Annotated in this window: 16 protein-coding genes and 1 tRNA gene; 7 read left to right on the forward strand and 10 right to left on the reverse strand. The window is 65.7% G+C overall.

Annotated features, from left to right (window positions below):
* Positions 1–5: 5 nt before the first annotated feature.
* The 3 genes from AC1DGP_RS07390 to apaG form a co-directional block, all read right to left on the reverse strand.
* Entirely contained in the window at positions 6–1,439 is a 1,434-nt protein-coding gene (locus tag AC1DGP_RS07390) for a cytochrome ubiquinol oxidase subunit I (RefSeq protein ID WP_476831922.1), read from the reverse strand.
* Between the two features lie 413 nt (positions 1,440–1,852).
* On the reverse strand, positions 1,853–3,028 hold the full coding sequence (gene argE / locus AC1DGP_RS07395; protein ID WP_476831923.1) for an acetylornithine deacetylase: 1,176 nt from the start codon (positions 3,026–3,028) through the stop codon (positions 1,853–1,855).
* Positions 3,025–3,417 (reverse strand): Co2+/Mg2+ efflux protein ApaG, encoded by a 393-nt coding sequence (gene apaG, locus AC1DGP_RS07400; protein ID WP_069878462.1) that lies wholly within the window; start codon positions 3,415–3,417, stop codon positions 3,025–3,027. The genes argE and apaG overlap by 4 nt, the downstream gene beginning before the upstream one ends.
* Before the next feature lie 250 nt (positions 3,418–3,667).
* On the opposite strand from apaG, the gene AC1DGP_RS07405 reads away from it, so the two are divergent.
* Together AC1DGP_RS07405 and AC1DGP_RS07410 are read left to right on the forward strand one after the other, a co-directional pair.
* Positions 3,668–4,756 carry a 2'-deoxycytidine 5'-triphosphate deaminase gene (locus AC1DGP_RS07405; protein WP_476831924.1) on the forward strand — a complete coding sequence of 363 codons (1,089 nt, stop codon included), beginning with the start codon at positions 3,668–3,670 and terminating at the stop codon, positions 4,754–4,756.
* Positions 4,757–4,862: 106 nt separating this feature from the next.
* Positions 4,863–4,937 (forward strand) — tRNA-Gly (locus AC1DGP_RS07410).
* A gap of 139 nt (positions 4,938–5,076) precedes the next feature.
* Here AC1DGP_RS07410 and AC1DGP_RS07415 read toward each other — a convergent pair.
* Positions 5,077–6,279 carry a BaiN/RdsA family NAD(P)/FAD-dependent oxidoreductase gene (locus AC1DGP_RS07415; RefSeq protein ID WP_476831969.1) on the reverse strand — a complete coding sequence of 401 codons (1,203 nt, stop codon included), beginning with the start codon at positions 6,277–6,279 and terminating at the stop codon, positions 5,077–5,079.
* A 322-nt stretch (positions 6,280–6,601) separates the two neighbouring features.
* Between AC1DGP_RS07415 and AC1DGP_RS07420 the strand changes: the two genes are divergently transcribed.
* Entirely contained in the window at positions 6,602–6,778 is a 177-nt protein-coding gene (locus AC1DGP_RS07420) for a hypothetical protein (protein ID WP_441491941.1), read from the forward strand.
* A gap of 32 nt (positions 6,779–6,810) precedes the next feature.
* A complete protein-coding gene (locus AC1DGP_RS07425) occupies positions 6,811–7,404 on the forward strand; it encodes an SCO family protein (protein ID WP_441492056.1) in 594 nt (197 codons plus the stop codon).
* Positions 7,405–7,577: 173 nt separating this feature from the next.
* Here the strand turns inward: AC1DGP_RS07425 and AC1DGP_RS07430 are convergent, their stop codons facing one another.
* From AC1DGP_RS07430 to AC1DGP_RS07455, 6 genes are all read right to left on the reverse strand, one after another.
* Positions 7,578–8,642: an ABC transporter ATP-binding protein gene (locus tag AC1DGP_RS07430; RefSeq protein ID WP_441491942.1), complete on the reverse strand. Its 1,065-nt coding sequence runs from the start codon at positions 8,640–8,642 to the stop codon at positions 7,578–7,580.
* Between the two features lie 15 nt (positions 8,643–8,657).
* The gene (locus AC1DGP_RS07435) at positions 8,658–10,859 is read right to left on the reverse strand and encodes an ABC transporter permease (protein WP_441491943.1); all 2,202 of its coding nucleotides are present in this window, start codon (positions 10,857–10,859) and stop codon (positions 8,658–8,660) included.
* 34 nt (positions 10,860–10,893) lie between these two features.
* A complete protein-coding gene (locus AC1DGP_RS07440) occupies positions 10,894–11,934 on the reverse strand; it encodes an ABC transporter substrate-binding protein (protein ID WP_441491944.1) in 1,041 nt (346 codons plus the stop codon).
* Positions 11,935–12,003: 69 nt separating this feature from the next.
* The gene (locus AC1DGP_RS07445; protein ID WP_441491945.1) at positions 12,004–12,804 is read right to left on the reverse strand and encodes an inositol monophosphatase family protein; all 801 of its coding nucleotides are present in this window, start codon (positions 12,802–12,804) and stop codon (positions 12,004–12,006) included.
* A 2-nt stretch (positions 12,805–12,806) separates the two neighbouring features.
* The gene (iolG, locus tag AC1DGP_RS07450; RefSeq protein ID WP_441491946.1) at positions 12,807–13,811 is read right to left on the reverse strand and encodes an inositol 2-dehydrogenase; all 1,005 of its coding nucleotides are present in this window, start codon (positions 13,809–13,811) and stop codon (positions 12,807–12,809) included.
* A 34-nt stretch (positions 13,812–13,845) separates the two neighbouring features.
* Positions 13,846–14,646 carry an SDR family oxidoreductase gene (locus tag AC1DGP_RS07455; protein ID WP_441491947.1) on the reverse strand — a complete coding sequence of 267 codons (801 nt, stop codon included), beginning with the start codon at positions 14,644–14,646 and terminating at the stop codon, positions 13,846–13,848.
* Positions 14,647–14,761: 115 nt separating this feature from the next.
* On the opposite strand from AC1DGP_RS07455, the gene AC1DGP_RS07460 reads away from it, so the two are divergent.
* Genes AC1DGP_RS07460 through iolD form a run of 3 tightly spaced genes read left to right on the forward strand, consistent with a single transcriptional unit; the run spans position 14,762 to position 19,401 of the window.
* Complete coding sequence (locus AC1DGP_RS07460; protein WP_441491948.1) at positions 14,762–15,628, forward strand: MurR/RpiR family transcriptional regulator; 867 nt, start codon at positions 14,762–14,764, stop codon at positions 15,626–15,628.
* Between the two features lie 19 nt (positions 15,629–15,647).
* Positions 15,648–17,552, forward strand: coding sequence for a bifunctional 5-dehydro-2-deoxygluconokinase/5-dehydro-2-deoxyphosphogluconate aldolase (locus AC1DGP_RS07465; protein ID WP_441491949.1), 1,905 nt, complete (start codon positions 15,648–15,650; stop codon positions 17,550–17,552).
* 10 nt (positions 17,553–17,562) lie between these two features.
* Positions 17,563–19,401 (forward strand): 3D-(3,5/4)-trihydroxycyclohexane-1,2-dione acylhydrolase (decyclizing), encoded by a 1,839-nt coding sequence (gene iolD, locus AC1DGP_RS07470; protein WP_476831925.1) that lies wholly within the window; start codon positions 17,563–17,565, stop codon positions 19,399–19,401.
* Positions 19,402–19,406 lie beyond the last annotated feature (5 nt).

Consider the following 19,406-nt stretch of genomic DNA (forward strand, 5'->3'; position numbering starts at 1 on the left):
CTCGCTCACGCTCCCTTGCCGGCGCCGCTGGGGGCATCGAGGTGATCCGGCGCGGCCGAGAGCGGCCGGGCCGGGCGTTGATTCAAGAGCTCATCGCCATGGGCTTCCGGCTCCGGGCCGTGGCTCTCTGGACCACGCCCCACCAGCTTCAGCATGTAGCTGACACCGGTTCCGAAGACCGCGATGTACATGACGATGAAGACGATCAGCGTCGCCGACAGCGCCAGTGCCGAGTGGTTGGAGACTGCGTCCTTCGTTCGCATCACGCCATAGACGATCCAGGGCTGACGACCGATCTCCGTCGTGAACCAGCCTGCGAGGATGGCGACCAGCCCCGACGGCCCCATCAGCAAGGCAAAGCGCAGGAACAGCTTCGACTCGTACAATCCGCCGCGCCAGCGCAGCCAGACGCTCCAGAGGCCGAGCGCCAGCATGAGGAAGCCGAGGCCGACCATGATGCGGAAGCTCCAGAACACGATGGTCGAATTGGGCCGGTCCTCGGGAGCGAACTCCTTCAGGCCCTGAATCTGGCCATTCCAGTCATGGGTCAGGATCAGGCTTCCCAGGCGGGGGATCTCGAGCTTGTAGCGCGTTGTCTCAGCCGCCATGTCGGGCCAACCGAACAGCACCAGCGGCACGCCCTCGCCGGGTTTGTTCTCCCAGTGTCCTTCCATCGCGGCGATCTTGGCCGGCTGATATTTGAGCGTGTTCAGGCCATGCGCATCGCCAACGGCAACCTGCAGCGGCGCGACGACCAGCAGCATCCACATCGCCATCGACAGCATCGTCCTGATCGGCGGCGTGTCGCGGCCGCGCAGCAGATGCCAGGCGCCGGAGGCGGCGACGAACAGGGCCGTCGCGAGAAAGGCGGCGATGGTCATATGCACGAGACGATAGGGGAAGGACGGGTTGAAGATGACCTTCAGCCAGTCGACCGGGATGACCCGACCGTCGATGATCTCGAAGCCCTGCGGCGTCTGCATCCAGCTGTTGGACGCAAGAATCCAGGTCGCAGAGACGAGCGTGCCCAGCGCGACCATGATCGTCGCGAAGAAATGCAGGCCAGGTCCGACCTTGTTCCAGCCGAACAGCATGACGCCGAGGAAGCCGGCCTCGAGGAAGAACGCGGTCAGCACTTCATAGGTGAGGAGCGGCCCGGTGACGCTGCCGGCAAAGGAGGAGAAATAGCTCCAGTTCGTTCCGAACTGGTAGGCCATGACCAGCCCGGAGACGACGCCCATGGCAAAGTTCACGGCAAAGATGGTCGACCAGAAATGGTAGAGGTCGCGATAGACGGTGTCGCGCTTCCACAGCCACAGGCCTTCCAGCACGGCGAGATAGCTCGCGAGCCCGATCGTGATTGCAGGGAAGACGATGTGGAACGAGATGGTGAAGCCGAACTGGATGCGGGCCAGCTCGAGTGCGGTCAGACCGAACATCTCAGCTCCTCACCCATGCCGCTGCCGAGGCAGGTTTCCCGCAGGCGAGCGCCGAGCGCGTTTTCCATCGCTTCACCAGAGTTCGGCGAGCAACGGATCATCGCTCGCTACATCCAATCAATGTCTGCATACATAATTACTAAGCGTATGCATTTTCCAGTGAAGCGTGCCGCGCGCAAGCGAGGCAAGACAGCGCAGGCGTCCCTGCACGGGCACCTGCGCTGCGACGTGTACGGCGTTATGCGAGCAAGTTCAGCACGGGCAAGACGACGCACCTGGCCGGGACGGTGCGCCGGGGCGCGCCGAACGGCCGAACATCGGGCTGCGGCTGGCTGGGCAGACCTCGCCCCCAACGCACCGAGGCGCCGCTCGCCCCGGCTGCCTGCCGTCACCCATGCGGGGCTCAGAGCCTCTCAGCTCCGGCAGCTCTCCATCAGATCACGCATGAAGGCCTCGCCGGCGGCGAGCTGCTCGAGCGTGATGAACTCGTCCGGCTGGTGCGCCTGATCGATCGAGCCCGGGCCACAAACAACGGTCGGCAGGCCGGCCCGCTGGAAATGTCCGGCCTCGGTCGCATAGGGCACGGCAATCGTGCTGTTGCGGCCGGCAAGCCGCATCGTGAGGGCCTCCGCCGTCGAGCCGGCATCGGGCCCGAGGCCCGGCACATCCGATGTCATCACCGTCGTGATCGTCGAGGACGGAGCGGTGCGGCGCATGCGCGCGAGCACCGTTTCGGCATAGGCGGCGAAGCGACCCGGCACCTCGTCCGGATCCGAGCCGGGCAGGGTGCGCACCTCCCAGCCGAGCTCGCAGCGATCGGCCAGGATGTTTCGGGCAATGCCGCCATGGAACTTGCCGACATGGACCGTGTCGTAGGGCGGATCGAAGCGATCTGCCGGGTCGGCCCGCTCCATCAGCTCCTGCGCCATCCGGTCGAGCTCGGCGGCGAGCAACGCCCCGGCATGGACGGCGCTGGCGCCGAGATGCGGCTTAGAGGAATGGGCGGCGAAGCCGGTGACGACGGTATTGAAGGTGCGGATGCCCTTGTGGGCGTCGGCAATTTCGAGCGAAGTCGGCTCGCCGACGATGACAGCGCGCGGCAGCGGCAGATCGCGACCCATGCGGGCAATGCCGTCCACCACGCCGAGGCAGGTAAGTTCCTCGTCATAGGACAGGAAGAGATGGATCGGCGTCGTCAGTCTGGCGGCCAGGAATTCCGGCACGAGGGCCAGTCCCAGCGCCACAAAACCCTTCATGTCGACGGCGCCCCGGCCATAGGCCCTGCCATCGGCAATGCGCAGGGTGAAGGGGTCGCTCGACCAGGCCTGGCCCGCGACGGGCACAACATCGGTATGGCCGGAGAGGACGATGCCACCACGATCGGCCGGGCCGATCGTGGCGAAAAGCGCCGCCTTGTCGCCCTCGGCATTGGGAATCCGGATCGAGGACACGCCCCAGCTCTCGAGATAATCCGCCACGAAGGCGATGAGATCGAGATTGGATTTGGCGCTCACCGTGTCGAAGGCGACGAGGCGCGACAGCATTTCGAGCGGCGTGTAGCGCCGCGCGGCCGTGGTCGGAATGGTCAATGCAGAACCTTCTTCACATAGGGGGAATCAAGCGGGAACAGCGGCACCTCGACATCGAAGACCACGCCATCCTCTCCCAGCATGGCGTAATAGCCGCGCATCGAGCCGTCGGGCGTCATCAGCGGGCAGCCCGAGGTATAGCTGAAGCTCTCGCCCGGGCGCAGCACCGGCTGCTTGCCGACGACGCCATCTCCGCGCACTTCATGGACCTCGCCGCGGCCATCGGTGATGAACCAGTGCCGCGTCATCAACTGCACGGTCTGGCGCGACTGGTTCACGATCTCGATCGTGTAGGCCCAGAAATAACGACCCTGCTCATGGGCGGATTCCCGTTCCATGAACTCGGGAACGGCGGTCACGCGCACGCCTCGGGTTTGCGCCTGATACATGCTCAGCGGCTCCGTGCCGTTGCGGTTCGCCGGCGGGCGGAATTGGGCCGGGAACGACGTCCCTGTTATGGACCGGCCGGCGGCAGCGTCAATCCCGAAGCCGCGCTGGACAGTCCTGCATTTGGCCCTGCACAGCAGCGGGCAGAATGATTCTCGCATGGACAACCGCCCCGGAAACGGGCGATAGGACTGCGCCCGCCTGGCCTTTGCGCCCGGCTTCGCTAGCTCAGGCTGAACAGGTCCGACGCTCATGCTGCCCTTCCTGCCCGGCATCCAGCCCGACAGCCGCATCCGTGCCTTCATCGAAGAAGGTGTGATCAAGCTCGCGCGGCCGCCCGCAGAGGGCCAGATCCAGCCGGCCAGCCTCGACCTCAGGCTGGGCGACAAGGCCTATCGCGTCCGCGCCAGTTTTCTGCCCGGCCCGGGATCGACCGTCGCACGGCGGCTCGACCAGCTCGCCCTGCATGAGATCGACCTGACCAGGGGTGCTGTGCTCGAGACCGGCTGCGTCTATGTCGCCGAGCTGATGGAAGGGCTGGCGCTGCCCCAGGGCCTGCGCGCCGCGGCGAACCCGAAGAGCTCGACAGGACGGCTCGATGTCTTCACCCGCGTCATCACCGACCGGGCGCGCGAATTCGATCTGGTCGAGGAAGGCTATGAGGGCCCGCTCTTCATCGAGATCTCGCCACGCACCTTCCCCGTCCTGGTGCGCTCCGGCTCGCGGCTCTCGCAGATCCGCTTCCGCGCCGGCGATGCCCGGCTCGACGACCGCACGCTGGGCGAATTGCACGAACGCGAGACGCTGGTCAGCGCAGCCACTCCCTCCTTCCAGAGCGGCGTTGCCGTCAGCGTCGATCTCGCCGGCTTCGACGGCCTCGTGGGCTATCGCGGCAAGCGCCATACCGCGCTCGTCGATGTCGACCGGGTCGGCGCCTATCGCGTCGCCGACTTCTGGGAGCCTATCCAGACGGACGCCTCGCGCTCCCTGATCCTCGATCCGGACCAGTTCTACATCCTGGCCTCGAAGGAGGCGGTGCATGTGCCCCCTGACTATGCCGTCGAGATGACGCCATTCGATGCGCTCGTCGGCGAGTTCCGCGTCCACTATGCCGGCTTCTTCGACCCCGGCTTCGGCCATGGCGGCGCCGGTGGCAAGGGCGCACGCGCCGTTCTCGAGGTCCGCTCGCGCGACGTGCCCTTCATCATCGAGGATGGCCAGATCGTCGGCCGGCTGGTCTACGAACACATGGCAGCCCGGCCGGACGCCCTCTATGGCGCCGACCTGAAATCGAACTACCAGGGCCAGGCGCTCAAGCTCTCGAAGCATTTTCGCGACTGAGTGAATCCCAGGCTCTCATCCCGCACGATTGCCGGATGACACCTGCGCCGGAAGCCGCTATGAGATTCGCGTCCTCGCCGTTGATCTGCGGTCGCTGCGAGCGCATGCGGGCGTAGTTCAGTGGTAGAACGTCAGCTTCCCAAGCTGAATGTCGTCGGTTCGATCCCGATCGCCCGCTCCAAATCCTTCCAGTGACACTATGTTAGAGCACTGTTCCTGGAGCAGTGCCGGTCATTCGAACGCACCGGCATGGTCACGCAGGGAACCTCGGCGTGCATTTTCAATAGTTCAAGAATTTGCCCATGTGCCGCTCAGGCATCTCACCCGGTGCGTTCGGCGATGGCGGTCCCTGCGGCCCAGCCTGATGACCACGCCCATTGGAAGTTGTAGCCGCCAAGCCAGCCCGTGACGTCAATCACTTCACCGATGAAGTACAGGCCATCGACTGTCCTTGCTTCCATCGTCCGTGAGTTCAGACCGGACGTATCGACACCACCGAGCGTCACCTCCGCGGTCCGGTACCCCTCCGATCCAATGGGCATGACCTCCCAGCCGTGAATGATGGAAGCGATCGCGGCCAGCTTCTTGTCGCTTGCGTCGCCGATGGGTCCCGTCCAACCGTGGGCATCTGCGAGATAAGCGGCCAATCGCTTCGGCAGAATATCACCAAGCGTATTTGCGATGCTTCTGCGGCCGTTTTCCTGTCTGGAAGCGCGCAAGTCGGCGAACACGTCCTGCGTGGGCAGGAACGCGATCCTGATCGGTTCCTTCTCGCGCCAGTACGACGAGATCTGCAGAATCGCAGGGCCGGACAGCCCGCGATGCGTGAACAGCAGCGCCTCATCGAATGTGGTCTTGCCGCGCGAGACCCGCGCATCCGCCGCGACGCCGGCAATCTCGCGAAACCCGGCAAGAACGTCTTCACCGAATGTCAACGGCACCAGGGCCGGGCGCGTTTCCGTCACCGCCAAACCAAACCGGCCGGCGATCTGATAGCCAAGGCTGGATGCCCCCATTTTCGGGATGGATTTTCCTCCGGACGCGACGACAAAATGCCGGCACCGAATTTTTGCAGCCCCATCGCCGGCAAGCGTGATCGCAAAGCCGTCATCAACCCGCTCAAGGCTTTCCAGTGTGGTTCTGAGGCGCAATTCGCATGCCGCGCGCGCCATTTCATCCATCAGCATTGCGATGATATCCTTGGCGGAATCATCGCAGAAGAGCTGCCCGAGCGTCTTCTCGTGATAGGCAATGCCGTGTTTTTCGACCAACGCAACGAAATCATGCTGCGTGTATCGGCCAAGCGCAGATTTTGCGAAATGTGGGTTGTTCGACAGAAAATTCCGCGCGCTCGTGCCGATATTGGTGAAGTTGCAGCGCCCCCCGCCTGAAATGCGGATCTTTTCGCCGGGTGCTTTGGCCTGATCGACGATGAGAACACGCCCGCCGCGTGATGCGGCATGGATCGCGCACATCATTCCAGCAGCACCCGCGCCCAGGATGACAGTGTCGAAACGCTCAATTGGCATCGAATGCTGCTAGCCCCAGACCAGCCCTGACGGGCATTGCGCGGCATTCCGGATGACATCGCGCTACACTCGGCTTCGGGTAGATGATCCGCGACCGTCCATCAACAGTGGGACTGCGATCGAGAGTTTTTCGTGCCCGGCGCTCCCGTCAGCTTTTCTGCCTGGGAGCGAGGAAGAGAGATTCGACGTCATAGAACTGCTCCCCAAGCCCAATACCGCCCGTTCGATCCCGATCGCCCGCTCTCGTCTCCTTGCACTCCCCCTGCGTCACGGTTGCCGCTTCCGGCCTCAGCCTGGCGCGGCTATGCTCGCGGTCATGACGCAATCGGACCAGACAGCCGCCGAGCATGAGGCCGAGGCCTCGCGGACCGGGCTATGGCTGCTCGGCGGCGGCGCTTTTGCGCTGCTGCTGACCGGGCTGCTGCTCTGGTGGCGCGAGGGCGACCGGCTCTTCACCGACGGCCTCATCGCCGCCATCGTTGCCTGTTTCTGAGGCGCCCCTGCGCCGTCCGAGTTTTTTCGAGGATCCCTGTGAACCGTCGCCTCATCCTGCCTCTCGTGGTCTTCCTGGCCGGCGCAGTCGCCCTGGCGGCTGCCGCGATCCTGACTTTCAGCCCGGTGCGTCAGGGCCAGCGCGCGACCTCGAGTGTCGGCGGCCCCTTCACGCTGACGACGGCTGAAGGCAAGCCGCTGACCGACGTCGATCTGCGCGGCGCACCCTTCCTCGTCTTCTTCGGCTTCACCCATTGCCCCGATATCTGCCCGACCAAGCTCTTCGAGATTTCCGAGACCCTGCGCGCCGCCGGCCCCAAGGGCGAAAAGCTGCGCGCGCTGTTCATCAGCGTCGACCCTGAGCGTGACACGCCGGAGGTGCTGAAGAGCTATCTTGGCAGCTTCGACCCGCGCATCGTCGGCCTGACCGGCGACCGCGCCGCGATCGACGCCACGATCAAGGCCTATCGCGCCTATTCCAAGAAGGTGCCGCTCAAGGAAGGCGATTACACGATGGATCACACCGCGCTCGTCTATCTCATGGACAAGAAGGGTGGTTTCGTCGGCGCCTTCAATATCGAGCGGCCGCCGGCGGAAGCGGCGGCGGAATGGCTCAGGCATCTGTGAGGCTGCGATAGCGCGCAATCCGCGCGCCTTTGGTTCGTCTTGCTCGCGCCCCGAGGGGATAGCACCGGCGCCCCCCACGGACCACGGGTGAGGCCGAAGCGAGCAGGAAGCCGGCGGGCAAGCCGCGCGGCGCCTCTACTCCGCTGGAGCGACAGGAGCGGCGCGCTGGCCGCTCAGCTCTGGGGAATGAGCGTGACGCCCGAATTTGCAAAGGAGAGCCCGACCTCGCTGCCATAAGGCAGCAGATCGCGCCCGCCCGGCTGGACGACGAAGAGCTCGCCGACCTCGGTCTCGATCATCAGATCAAGGTGGTTGCCGAGATAGGCGCATTTGCGAACGGTGCCGCGCAGGCCCGGCCCGGAGGAAGGCCCCATCAACAGGCTTTCGGGCCGGATCGCCGCCCTGGCCGGTCCGGCCACCAGGCCACGCGCCGGCAATTTCACCTTTGCCGAGCCGATCATCACATCGGCGATGCCTTCGGACACCTCCGCGATCGTGACTGCGACCATGTTGGCATCGCCGATGAAGTCGGCGACGAAGGGGTTGGCCGGCTCCTCATAGAGTTCGCGGGGCGAGCCCTCCTGCGCGATCCGGGCATTCGACATCACGATGATCCGGTCCGAGACGGCGAGCGCCTCCTCCTGGTCATGGGTGACATAGGCAACCGTCAGATTGAGGCTCTGCTGCAGCTCGCGGATCTCCTCCCGCACCTTGCGGCGCAGCTTGGCGTCGAGATTCGACAATGGTTCGTCGAAGAGCAGCACCTGCGGCTCGAGCACCAGCGCGCGCGCCACGGCGACGCGTTGCTGCTGTCCGCCCGAGAGCTCGGACGGGTAGCGCTTCTCAAAACCCTTGAGGCCGACGAGGGCGAGCTTGGTCAGCGCCATGTCCTGCGCCTCGGCCTTCGGGAGCCCCTTCACCAACGGCCCGTAGGCGGCATTCTCCAGCACGCTCATATGTGGAAACAACGCATAGGACTGGAAGACCATGCTGACGTCACGGTCGGCAGCCGAGAGCCGCGTGACATCCTTGCCGCCGATCAGGACCTGGCCTTCGCTTGCGATCTCAAGTCCGGCGATCATGCGCAAGGTCGTGGTCTTGCCGCAGCCGGAGGGGCCGAGCAGGGTCACCAGCTTTCCCGGCTCGATCGTGAAGCTGATATTGTCGACGGCAGTCACCGCGCCATAGCGCATGCTGACATTGCGGAATTCGACTGAGGCAGGTCCCGCCTTGGCCATGAGAGGTGCTGCTCCTTACTTGACGGGCTGTGCGGCGGATGTGGCGAGCGGGATCGCGCTGCGCCGTCCGAGCTTGCGCTCGCCGACGCCGAGCTGGATCAGGGCGATACCAACGGCCATGACCACGATCAGCACCGAGGAATAGGCAATGGCGAGCCCGAACTCGCCGGCCTCGACGCGCCCGACGATATAGGCCGTCGCCAGGTTGTACTCGGCGGAGACCAGGAAGATCACCGCGCTGACCGAGGTGATGCTGCGCACGAAGCTATAGACCAACGCGGAGACGAGCGCAGGGCGCAGCAAGGGCAGCACCACGCGCCAGAGCGTGGTGAAGCTGCGTGCCCGCAAGGTGATCGAAGCCTCGTCCAGGCTCTTGTCGATCTGCGACAAGCCGGCGATGCCGGAACGGACGCCGACGGGCATGTTCCGGAAGACGAAGGCGATGATCAGGATCAGCCCGGTCCCAGTGATCTCGACCGGCGGCACGTTGAAGGCGAGGATATAGGCGACGCCGAGCACCGTGCCGGGGATGGCGAAGCTCAGCATGGTGGTGAATTCGAGCACGTGGCGGCCGCGGAACTGCTGCCGCATCAACAGATAGGCGGTGAGCAGGCCGAGCACCGCCGTCAGCGGGGCCGAGATCGCCGCGACCTTCAGCGTCGTGAACAGCGAATCCCACGCCGCACCCTCGAAGAATATTCCACGGCTGAAATCGATGGCGAAACCGGTGCGGTAATGCTCCAGCGTCGGCGTGTGGTCGCGGCCCATGGTCTTCACGAAACCACCCATCAGGATGATCACGTAGATCACGAAGGTCAGCGCCACCCAGGGCACGATCACCAGTGCGGAGACGAAGGTGACCGGCTTCGGCAGTTTTGCCGGCAGGCCGGAATCACCCTTGCCGGTGACGGTCGTATAGGATTTGCCGCCGAGCCAGCGCTGCTGCACCCAGAAGGCGCCGAGCGTGAAGACGAGGAGCACCATCGCGAGCACCGCCGCCTGCCCCTGATTATGAGCGGCGCCGACCACGGCGAAGAAGATCTTGGTCGACAGCACCTCGAAATTGCCGCCGAGCACCAGCGGATTGCCGAAATCGGCCATGCTCTCGACGAAGCCGAGCAGGAAGGCATTGGCGAGGCCGGGCTTGAGCAGCGGCCAGGTCACCGTTCGGAAGGTCGCCCAGCGCTTGGCGCCCAGCGTCTGCGAGGCCTCCTCCAGGCTGGGGCTGATGCCCTGCACGACCCCGATCAGGACGAGGAATGCGATCGGCGCGAAGGCCAGGACCTGCGCCAGCAGCACGCCGGGCAGCCCGTAGATCCAGCGCGAGCGCGGAATCGAAAACCAGTCATAGAGCAGCCCGGAGACCACGCCGGAGCGGCCGAAGAGCAGGATCAGCGCGAGACCGATGACGAAGGGCGGCGTGATGATCGGCAACACGGTGAGCGCGCGCATCAGGCGCTTGCCGGGCATGCGCGTGCGCAACACGAGCAGTGCGCAGGCAAGCCCGAGCAGCGTGGTGATGACGCCGGTCAGCACGGCAAGGATCAGCGTGTTCCAGGCGACGCCGCAATTCGTGTTCGCGGTGACGCAGCCAAGTCCCCAGATTGAGGAATCGAACAGGCGCGCGACGAAGATGCCAGGGGCGAAGGCGCCGGCCTGATCGACAAGCGCGCTTTGCAGGATCGTCGCCACCGGGAAGAAGATGAAGAGCCCGATCAGCAGGACGATGATGCCAATCGAGCTGGTGGTGAAGATGTCGCCCCGGCAGAAGCCGCGATAGGCGAGCCCGTGACAGAGCAGGAGCAGAAGCGAGAGCACCGTCAGGAAGGCGCCGAAGCCCATGCCGCCCTGAGCCGCGCCGCTGCCGCCGAGCAGGGCGGCGAGCCAGGGGATGCCCTGGCCCTGCAGCGTGATGGCGAAGCCCTGTGCGAAGAACAGGACCATACCGAGCAGCCCCGCCCAGATCAGCGTCCTGCCGACCGCAGCACTCTCGCTGCGGCCGAGCAACAGCGTCACGGCCAGCAGCGCCACGCCGACTGGCAGCAGCCAGGGGGCCGTGCCGGACAGGGCCAGCGCGAACGCCGTGCCGGCCCTGCCGAACGGGTACCCCGCGAGCCAGCCGAACTGGCTGAGACTGACGCCGTCAGGCAGGTACCAGGGAATGACCGCATAGCCGAGCCAGCCGAGCAGCAGGACGAGCCGTGTCGCAGGACGCATCGCAGGGGATCTCTTCAGGGCGCTGGACGGAGAGTTACTTCGGCAGCGCCTTGACCTCCTTGTCCCACTTCGTCAGCAGCCGCGTGCGCTCCGCGGACGAGCCGTATTTGACGAAGTCGTAGTCGATCATCTTCATCTCGGACATCTTCGGCGCCTGCGGAGGCACCGTCGAGTTCTTGTTGGAGGGGACCTGGTACGACTTGGCCGGAGCCGCCAGCGCCTGAGCCGCCGGGGTCAGCGCCCAGTCATAGAACTTCTTGGCGTTGTCGAGATTGCGCGCACCCTTGATGATCGACATCGAGCCGATCTCGTAGCCGGTGCCCTCGCAAGGCGCGACAGCCTTGATCGGATCGCCCTGGACCGCGAAGACGACCGCGTCGTGGATGAAGACGATGCCGACGGCGGTTTCTCCGAGGCTCGCGGCCTTGGCGGGGGCGGCGCCCGACTTGGTGTACTGGCTGACGTTCTTGTGCAGCTTCTTGAGATAGTCGAAGCCCTTCTCCTCGCCCATCAGCTGGACCACGGTCGCAAGCAGGTTATAGGCCGTTCCCGAGGAGTTCGGATCGGCGACCTGGACGTCGTCCTTGAGCTTCGGATCAAGCAGGTCAGCCCAGCATTTCGGCTCGTTCAGGCCCTTCTGCTTGATCTGCTGGGTGTTGAAGCCGAAGCCGAGAGCGCCGGCGTAAATGCCGACGGAGCGCTTCTGAGCCGCCTTCCACTGCGACAGCGCCCAGTCGTGAAGGTCCTTGTTGACCGGCGATTCATATTCGAGGGTCAGCCCTTCCTCGGCAGCCTGGAGATGGGGGTCACCCGTGCCACCCCACCAGATATCGCCGCGCGGATTGGCCGATTCCGCCTTGAGCTGGGCATAGATCTCGCCCGCCGATTTGCGGGTCATCGCGACCTTGATCCCCGTATCGCGCTCGAACGCGGTCGACATGGCGCGGCACCATTCCTCCTGGACGCCGCAATACATGACGAGTGCACCCTGGGCCTGTGCGGGGGCCGCCGCAAAAGCAGCCCCGCTGGCCAGCGCTGCCAGGACCCCGGTCCGGAGCCATTGAAATCCCTGCATGTCATCCTCCCGTTACGTGTCGTTCTTGGTCTTGTTATTGGCTTGATAGTGACGTGTTGCCGGCAAAGATCAATCGTTCGCCTGCCGGCTCCCGATCTGCGTGACCTGTTCGAGTTCGCGGCGAAGCCCCGGCGTGCAGCACAGGATCGGGTTGCCCTTGGCAATACCGTCCCCGCTGAAGAAATCGCTGACATAGGCGCCGGCTTCGGCTGCGATCACGACACCCGCCGCAACATCCCATGCGTTGATGTGGAGTTCGGCATAGGCCTCCGTCCGGCCATTCGCGACATGGGCCAGGCCGAGCGCGCCGGAGCCACCGCGCTTCACCGAGGCGCCTGCGGCGTAGCCACGCCCGATCATCGCGACATAGCGTTCGGCCGGGATGCGCGTCGACCAGCCCAGTTCGACATAGGCGCGCTTGATATCGGTCTGCCCCGACACCTTGATCGCCTCGCCATTCAGGGTCGCGCCTTGCCCCTTGCGTCCGACATAGATCTCGCCCAGCGCCGGCGCAGAGAGAATGCCGATTTCGGGAACGCCGTTCAGCAGAAAACCAATCGAGATGCACCAGTTGCGGTCGCCACGGGCGAAATTCGAGGTGCCGTCGATCGGGTCGATGATCCAGACCGCGTCCGAGGCTTCGCCGCCACCCTCTTCGCCGATGATCGCATCCTGCGGGAACATCACGGCAAGGCGCTGCCGCAGGAAATCCTCGACAGCACCATCGGCGACGGTGAGCCAGTCCTGGGCGCCCTTCATGGTGACGCCAAGGCTTTCGCTCTTGTTGAAATAGTCGAGCGCCATGAAGCCGGCCTGCTGGACGAGGCCCAGCACGGCATATTGGCGCAGATCGAGTTCAGCGGGCGTCATGATCAGATCGCCCCGAGATCGACAGCGACCGGCTTGCCGCTGCGAGCGGATTCGGTCGCCGCATCGGCCAGGATCTGTGCCTTCAGGCCATCTTCTCCGGAGGGCAGGGGCGCCGTCTTGCCCTTCAGGGCGGCGACGAAGGCATCGAGTTCGGCGCGATAGGCGGCGGCATAACGCTCGAGGAAGAAATTCTGCACCGGGTCAGCCCGGAAGCCGGCGCCGGTTGCGATCTCGACCGTGGTCTCGTGGATATTGCCGGCCCGCAGCATGCCCTTCGAGCCATGGACTTCGATGCGTTGGTCGTAGCCATAGCTGGCGCGGCGCGAATTCGAGATCTGCGCGATCTTGCCTGACGCCGTGCGCATCAGAACCGCAGCCGTATCGACATCGCCGGCCTGCCCGATCGCCGGATCGACCAGCGCCGAACCGAGCGCGAAGACCTCGACGGGCTCTTCGGCGAGGAGGAAGCGGGCCATGTCGAAATCATGGATCATCATGTCGCGGAACAGGCCGCCCGAGCGCTTGACATAGTCGACCGGCGGCGGCGAGGGGTCGCGCGAGATCACGCTGACGATCTCGATCGCGCCCGCCTCTCCGGCCCGCAGGCGGTTCTGGAGCGCAGCGAAGCTCGGGTCGAAGCGCCGGTTGAAGCCGATCATCAGCGGCCTGCCGGTCTTGGCGACGGTCTTGAGGCATGCCCTGATGCGCTCGGCGTCGAGATCGACCGGCTTTTCGCAGAACACCGCCTTGCCGGAGGCGACGGCTGCCTCGATCAGATCGGCATGGGTGTCGGTCGGCGTGCAGATCAGGACCGCATCGAGCGTCTTGTCGGCGAGAATCGCGTCGAGACTGGCAACTGTCGCGCCGGTCTCGGCTGCCAGCGAGGCCGCCGCATCCGCAAAGGCGTCCGCAACCGAAACCAGCGTCGCGTCCTTGCGCGCCGCAAGGTTCAACCCATGAATGCGTCCGATCCGGCCGGCACCCAGCAATCCCATGCGCATCGTCATATGTCCTGTCGTCAAGGCTGTGGCTGCGGCAGGGTTACTGCCGCGCTCCAAGAATCGTCTGGTCGAAATCGATGTTCGAGCCAGTCATCAGACCAGATTCGGCCGAGGCCAGATAGGCGACGGCGCGGGCGACCTCTTGCGGGTCGAGCAGGCGGCCGAAGGGCTGGCTCGCGGCAGCCTGATCGAGCCAGCCATCCTGCGCGTCATGGCGCAACCGCATGATCGCGTCTTCGCCCGGCGTCGCCATCCAGCCGATATTCAGTCCATTGACCCGGATACGGTGCGGCAGGAGCCCGAAGGCGGCGTTGCGGGTCAGCGTCGCCAGCGCCCCCTTGGAGACGCTGTAGGCGCTCAGGAATGGCTGGCCGCCATGGGCCGACATCGACTGGATGTTGACGATGGCGCCCGCGATCCCGAGCCGGCACATCAGCTCGGCGGCGCCCTGGATCAGAAAGAACGGCGCACGCAGATTGACCGCCATGATGCGCTCATAGAGCTCGGGCGTCGTCTCCAGGATGGAGCCGCGATCCGTGTCGCCGGCGGCGTTCACCAGGATGTCGAGACGACCGAACGCCGCCTCGGCGGCCGGAACGATTGACTTGACCTGATCGAGATCGGAAAGATCGGCGGCGTGGAAACGAACATCGCAGCCAGCATTGCGAAGATCGCGGGCAACGGCCTCGCCGCGCTCGCGATTGCGGCCGGTCAGCAGCAGGGAAGCAATCCCGCGCGCCTGAAACTCGCGGGCGACGGCTTCACCAAGCCCCTGGCTGCCACCGGTCACGATGGCGGCCTTGCCGGTCAGATCCCGACCGAATTCGTTCTTCCCTGACACCTGACGCCACGCTCCCCAGCGAAATTTTGATATGAATGGATTGTCTTTGTCTGATTTTGGAATAAACATTCCGCCGATCAGCGCTTGAAGTCAAGGCGCTTTAACCGGAACCGGCATGTCATCAGGATCACAGCCTCAGCCCACGGACAGGCCGGAATTCGACCGTTTCGTCGCCTTGCTGCGGGAACGGCGGCCATCCCTGCCGAAGCGACTGAAGCAAGTCGCTGATCATGCGCTTGCCCATCTCGACGACATGGCCTTCGGCTCCACCGCGCAGATCGCGGAGAAGGCCGGCGTGCAGGCCTCGACGCTGGTGCGTTTCGCGCAGGCGCTCGACTATTCCGGCTTCAGCGAACTCCAGGAGGTGTTCCGCTCGCGGCTGCGCCGGCATGCCGCCGATCACCGCGCGCGCCTGGCAGCCCTACGAACGGCAGGAACAGGCTCGGGGGGGGGCGCAGCCCTGCTCGACGGCTTCATTCAGGCGAGCGAAGCGTCGCTTGCCCAGCTCAGGGCGGCTGTCAGGCCCGACCAGCTGGAAGAGGCGGCTGCCTTGCTGGCCAGGGCGCAAACCATCGTCCTCGTCGGCGCGCGACGCATGTTCCCGGTGGTGTCCTACCTCGCCTATGCCTTCGGCAAGCTCGGCATCAGAGCGGTGCTGGTCGACCATGTCGGCGGCCTCGGCCAGGAGCAGGCAGCCCTTGCCGGGCCAGGCGACGCCATCCTGGCGATCAGCTGCGCGCCCTATACGACTGCCACGGTCGAGATCGCTGCCGCCGCACATCAGCGCGGCATTCCGGTGCTGGCCCTGACCGACAGCCCGCTCAGTCCGCTCGCCGAGAACTGTGAGCTCTGGCTGGATGTGGCGGAAGCAGATTTCGGCGCATTCCGCTCGATGGCGGCCAGCTTCACCCTGGCGATGGCGCTTGCAGTCGCTACCGCCGAACACGCCGGCGTCAGCGCCGATCCCGATCTCGCAGGTTAGTGCGGAAGGCCGAAGCTCCATGCCCGTCGCCCCTCAGCTCGACGTCATCACGATTGGCCGCTCCTCGGTCGATCTCTACGGCCAGCAAATCGGCGGCCGGCTTGAAGACATGGGCAGCTTCCTCAAAGCGGTCGGTGGCTGCCCGACCAATATCGCAATCGGCACCGCCCGCCTGGGCCTCAAATCGGCCGTGATCACCCGTGTCGGCGACGAGCAGATGGGCCGCTTCATCCGCGAACAGCTGGAGCGCGAGGGCGTCGAGACGAGCGGCGTGATCACCGACCCCAAGCGGCTGACCGCACTCGTCATCCTCGGCGTCCGCGACGAGAAGACCTTCCCGCTGATCTTCTACCGCACCGACTGTGCCGACGCCGCATTGCAGGAAAGCGAGATCGACGAGGCCTTCATTGCCTCCGCCAGGGCGATCGTCGTCACCGGCACGCATTTCGCCATTCCCAACGCCGCCGCGGCTCAGAAGAAGGCGATCGCGCTCGCCCGCAAGCATGGCCGCAAGGTCGTGTTCGATGTCGACTATCGGCCCAATCTCTGGGGACTTGCCGGGCACCAGGCCGGTGAGGAGCGCTATATCCGCTCCGAGACGGTGACCGAGCATCTCCAGGCGATCCTGCCCGATTGCGACCTGATCGTCGGCACGGAGGAAGAGCTCCACGCCGCCGGCGGCTCGGAGGATACGCTTCAGGCCATCCGCACGATCCGATCCTTGAGCGCCGCGACGATCGTCTGCAAGCGCGGGCCGATGGGCTGCGTGGTATTTCCCGGCGCGATCCCCGCGTCGCTCGAAGACGGAATCAAGGGCCCCGGCTTTCCGGTCGAGGTCTACAACGTGCTCGGCGCCGGCGACGCCTTCATGTCCGGCTTCCTGCGCGGCTGGCTGCGCGACGAGCCGCTTGCGACCTGCTGCGCCTTTGCCAATGCCTGCGGCGCCTTCGCCGTCTCCAGGCTGCTCTGCTCGCCGGAAAGCCCGACCTTCCCCGAGCTGCAATATTTCCTTGCTCATGGTTCGCCGCACCGGGCGCTACGCCGGGACGCCGAGATCAACCATGTGCATTGGGCGACGACGCGCCTGCCGCAGCCCGCGGGCGTGATGGCGCTCGCCATCGATCATCGGGCGCAGCTCGAGGAGATGGCCGACGCGGCAGGCGTGCCGCAGGAGCGGATCACCCATTTCAAGACGCTTGCGGTGAAGGCGGCCGCCCGGGTCGCCGACGGACGCCCTGGCTTTGGCATGCTGGTCGACGGCATCCATGGCCGCGAAGCCCTGTTCCGGGCGGAGGATCACGGCTTCTGGATCGCCCGCCCCCTCGAACTCCCCGGCTCGCGCCCACTCGCGCTGGAGACCGATGCGACAGGGTCTCTCGGCGCCACCCTGGCCGAGTGGCCGGTCAGCCATGTCGCCAAATGCCTGTGCTTCTACCATCCGGATGACCCCGAGGCTCTCAGGAGTGCGCAGGAGCAGGTACTGAAGCGCGTCGCCCTCGCCTGTCGACAGGTCGGGCGGGAATTGCTGGTCGAGATCATTGCCTCGAAGCACGGACCGGTTGCTGACGACACGGTTGCTCGGGTGATGACGCGACTCTACGCCATCGGCATCAAGCCCGACTGGTGGAAGCTCGAGGGCCAGCCCTCCCCGGCTGCATGGCGCGAGATCGATGCGGTCATCGCGGGCCATGACCCCTATTGCCGCGGCGTGTTGCTGCTCGGGCTCGACGCTCCGGAAGAGACGGTCGCGCAGGCCTTCCGGGCAGCGCAGGGCTCGGCATCGGTCAAGGGATTCGCCGTCGGCCGCACGATTTTCGGTGAAGCGGCGCGCGGCTGGCTTGCCGGCGGACTCGACGATGAGGCCGCAACGACGATGATGGCAGAACGCTTCGCCAGGCTGGTCGCAGCCTGGCAGGAACGCTGAGGAACTCCCAATGGGTACGATCCGCCTCACCATGGCGCAGGCGCTGACACGCGCCATGCAGGCACAGAAGACGGTGATCGACGGCAAGACCGTGCCGATCTTCGCGGGCGTCTGGGCCATCTTCGGGCACGGCAATGTCGCCGGGCTCGGAGAGGCGCTGCATGCCGCTCGCGACACGCTGCCAACCTATCGCGCCCATAACGAGCAGGCCATGGCGCATGCTGCTATCGCCTTCGCCAAGGCTTCGCGCCGGCGCCAGATGATGGCGGTGACGAGCTCGATCGGACCCGGTGCCACCAACATGGTCACGGCCGCCGCCGTCGCGCATGTCAACCGCCTGCCGCTGCTGCTGTTGCCGGGCGATGTCTTTGCCGGGCGCCTGCCGGACCCGGTGCTGCAGCAGATCGAGGATTTCGGCGACGGCACGGTCTCCGCCAATGACTGCTTTCGCCCGGTCTCGCGCTATTTCGACCGGCTGACACGGCCGGAGCAGCTGATGCCGGCCTTCGAGCGGGCCATGGCCGTCCTGACCGATCCGGCCGGATGCGGGCCGGTGACGCTGGCGCTCTGCCAGGACGTGCAGGCCGAAGCCTATGACTATCCCGAGAGTTTCTTTGCCGAGCGGCTCTGGACGCCACGCCGCCCACGCCCGGACGAGCAGGAGCTGGCCGAGGCCGTCAGACTGCTCAAGGCGGCGAAGAAACCACTCGTCATTGCCGGCGGCGGCGTACTCTATAGCGAGGCCGAAGCCGCGCTCGCCGAATTCTGCGAGGCGCACGGCATTCCCGCCGCTGAGACGCAGGCCGGCAAGAGCAGCCTCGGGGCAACCCACAGGCTCAATCTCGGCGCCATCGGCGTCACCGGCACGGCCGCCGCCAATGCGCTGGCGCGCGAGGCCGATCTGGTCCTGGCCGTCGGCACGAGGCTGCAGGATTTCACCACCGGCTCCTGGGCACTCTTCGCCAACCCGGCCTGCCGGATCGTCGGGCTGAACACGCAGGCCTTCGATGCCGGCAAGCACCGCGCGCTCCCGCTGGTCTGCGATGCCCTGGCCGGCCTCTCCGAGCTGGCTACGGCACTGGCGGGACATCGCGCTCCGGCGGCATGGACGGAGCGGGCGGAATCCGAGGGCAAGACCTGGCTTGGCCTCGCCGCGCGCTACACCGATCCCGGCAACCAGCCCCTGCCGAGCGATGCGCAGGTGATCGGCGCCGTGCAGCGCTGGAGCGAGCCGTCCGATGTCGTGCTCTGCGCCGCCGGCGGACTGCCCGGCGAATTGCACAAGCTCTGGCAGGCCGGCGCGCCCGGCGGCTACCACATGGAATACGGCTATTCCTGCATGGGCTACGAAATCGCCGGCGGGCTCGGCGTCAAGATGGCCGATCCGAGCCGCGAGGTCGTCGTCATGGTCGGCGACGGCTCCTATCTGATGATGAACTCCGAGATCGCAACCTCGGTGATGCTCGGCCTGAAGCTGACGATCGTCCTGCTCGATAATCGCGGCTACGGTTGCATCAACCGGCTGCAGAATGCGACGGGCGGCGCCTCCTTCAACAACCTGCTGCGCGACACCCGCCACGAGACGCTGCCCGCAATCGATTTTKCCGCGCATGCCGCTTCACTCGGTGCCGTCGCCACGAAGGTCGGCAGCCTCGCCGAACTGGACGAAGCGCTGCGTGCCGCCCGCGCGCATGCGCGCACCACCGTCGTGGTGATCGATACCGACCCGCTCGCCTCGACCGATGCGGGCGGCCACTGGTGGGATGTCGCGGTGCCGGCAACCTCCGCGCGCGCCGAAGTCCGGCAGGCGCGTGAGCGTTATGAGACCGCGCTGAAGTCACGCCCCTGATCCCG

Source organism: Allobosea sp. 05T433, from assembly GCF_056396065.1.

Coding starts and splice junctions, on each gene's coding strand:
- AC1DGP_RS07390 (WP_476831922.1), bottom strand. CDS start 1,439: ATGTTCGGTCTGACCGCACTCGAGCTGGCCCGCATCCAGTTCGGCTTC.
- apaG (WP_069878462.1), bottom strand. CDS start 3,417: ATGTATCAGGCGCAAACCCGAGGCGTGCGCGTGACCGCCGTTCCCGAG.
- AC1DGP_RS07405 (WP_476831924.1), top strand. CDS start 3,668: ATGCTGCCCTTCCTGCCCGGCATCCAGCCCGACAGCCGCATCCGTGCC.
- AC1DGP_RS07420 (WP_441491941.1), top strand. CDS start 6,602: ATGACGCAATCGGACCAGACAGCCGCCGAGCATGAGGCCGAGGCCTCG.
- AC1DGP_RS07430 (WP_441491942.1), bottom strand. CDS start 8,642: ATGGCCAAGGCGGGACCTGCCTCAGTCGAATTCCGCAATGTCAGCATG.
- AC1DGP_RS07435 (WP_441491943.1), bottom strand. CDS start 10,859: ATGCGTCCTGCGACACGGCTCGTCCTGCTGCTCGGCTGGCTCGGCTAT.
- AC1DGP_RS07440 (WP_441491944.1), bottom strand. CDS start 11,934: ATGCAGGGATTTCAATGGCTCCGGACCGGGGTCCTGGCAGCGCTGGCC.
- AC1DGP_RS07445 (WP_441491945.1), bottom strand. CDS start 12,804: ATGACGCCCGCTGAACTCGATCTGCGCCAATATGCCGTGCTGGGCCTC.
- iolG (WP_441491946.1), bottom strand. CDS start 13,811: ATGACGATGCGCATGGGATTGCTGGGTGCCGGCCGGATCGGACGCATT.
- AC1DGP_RS07460 (WP_441491948.1), top strand. CDS start 14,762: ATGTCATCAGGATCACAGCCTCAGCCCACGGACAGGCCGGAATTCGAC.
- AC1DGP_RS07465 (WP_441491949.1), top strand. CDS start 15,648: ATGCCCGTCGCCCCTCAGCTCGACGTCATCACGATTGGCCGCTCCTCG.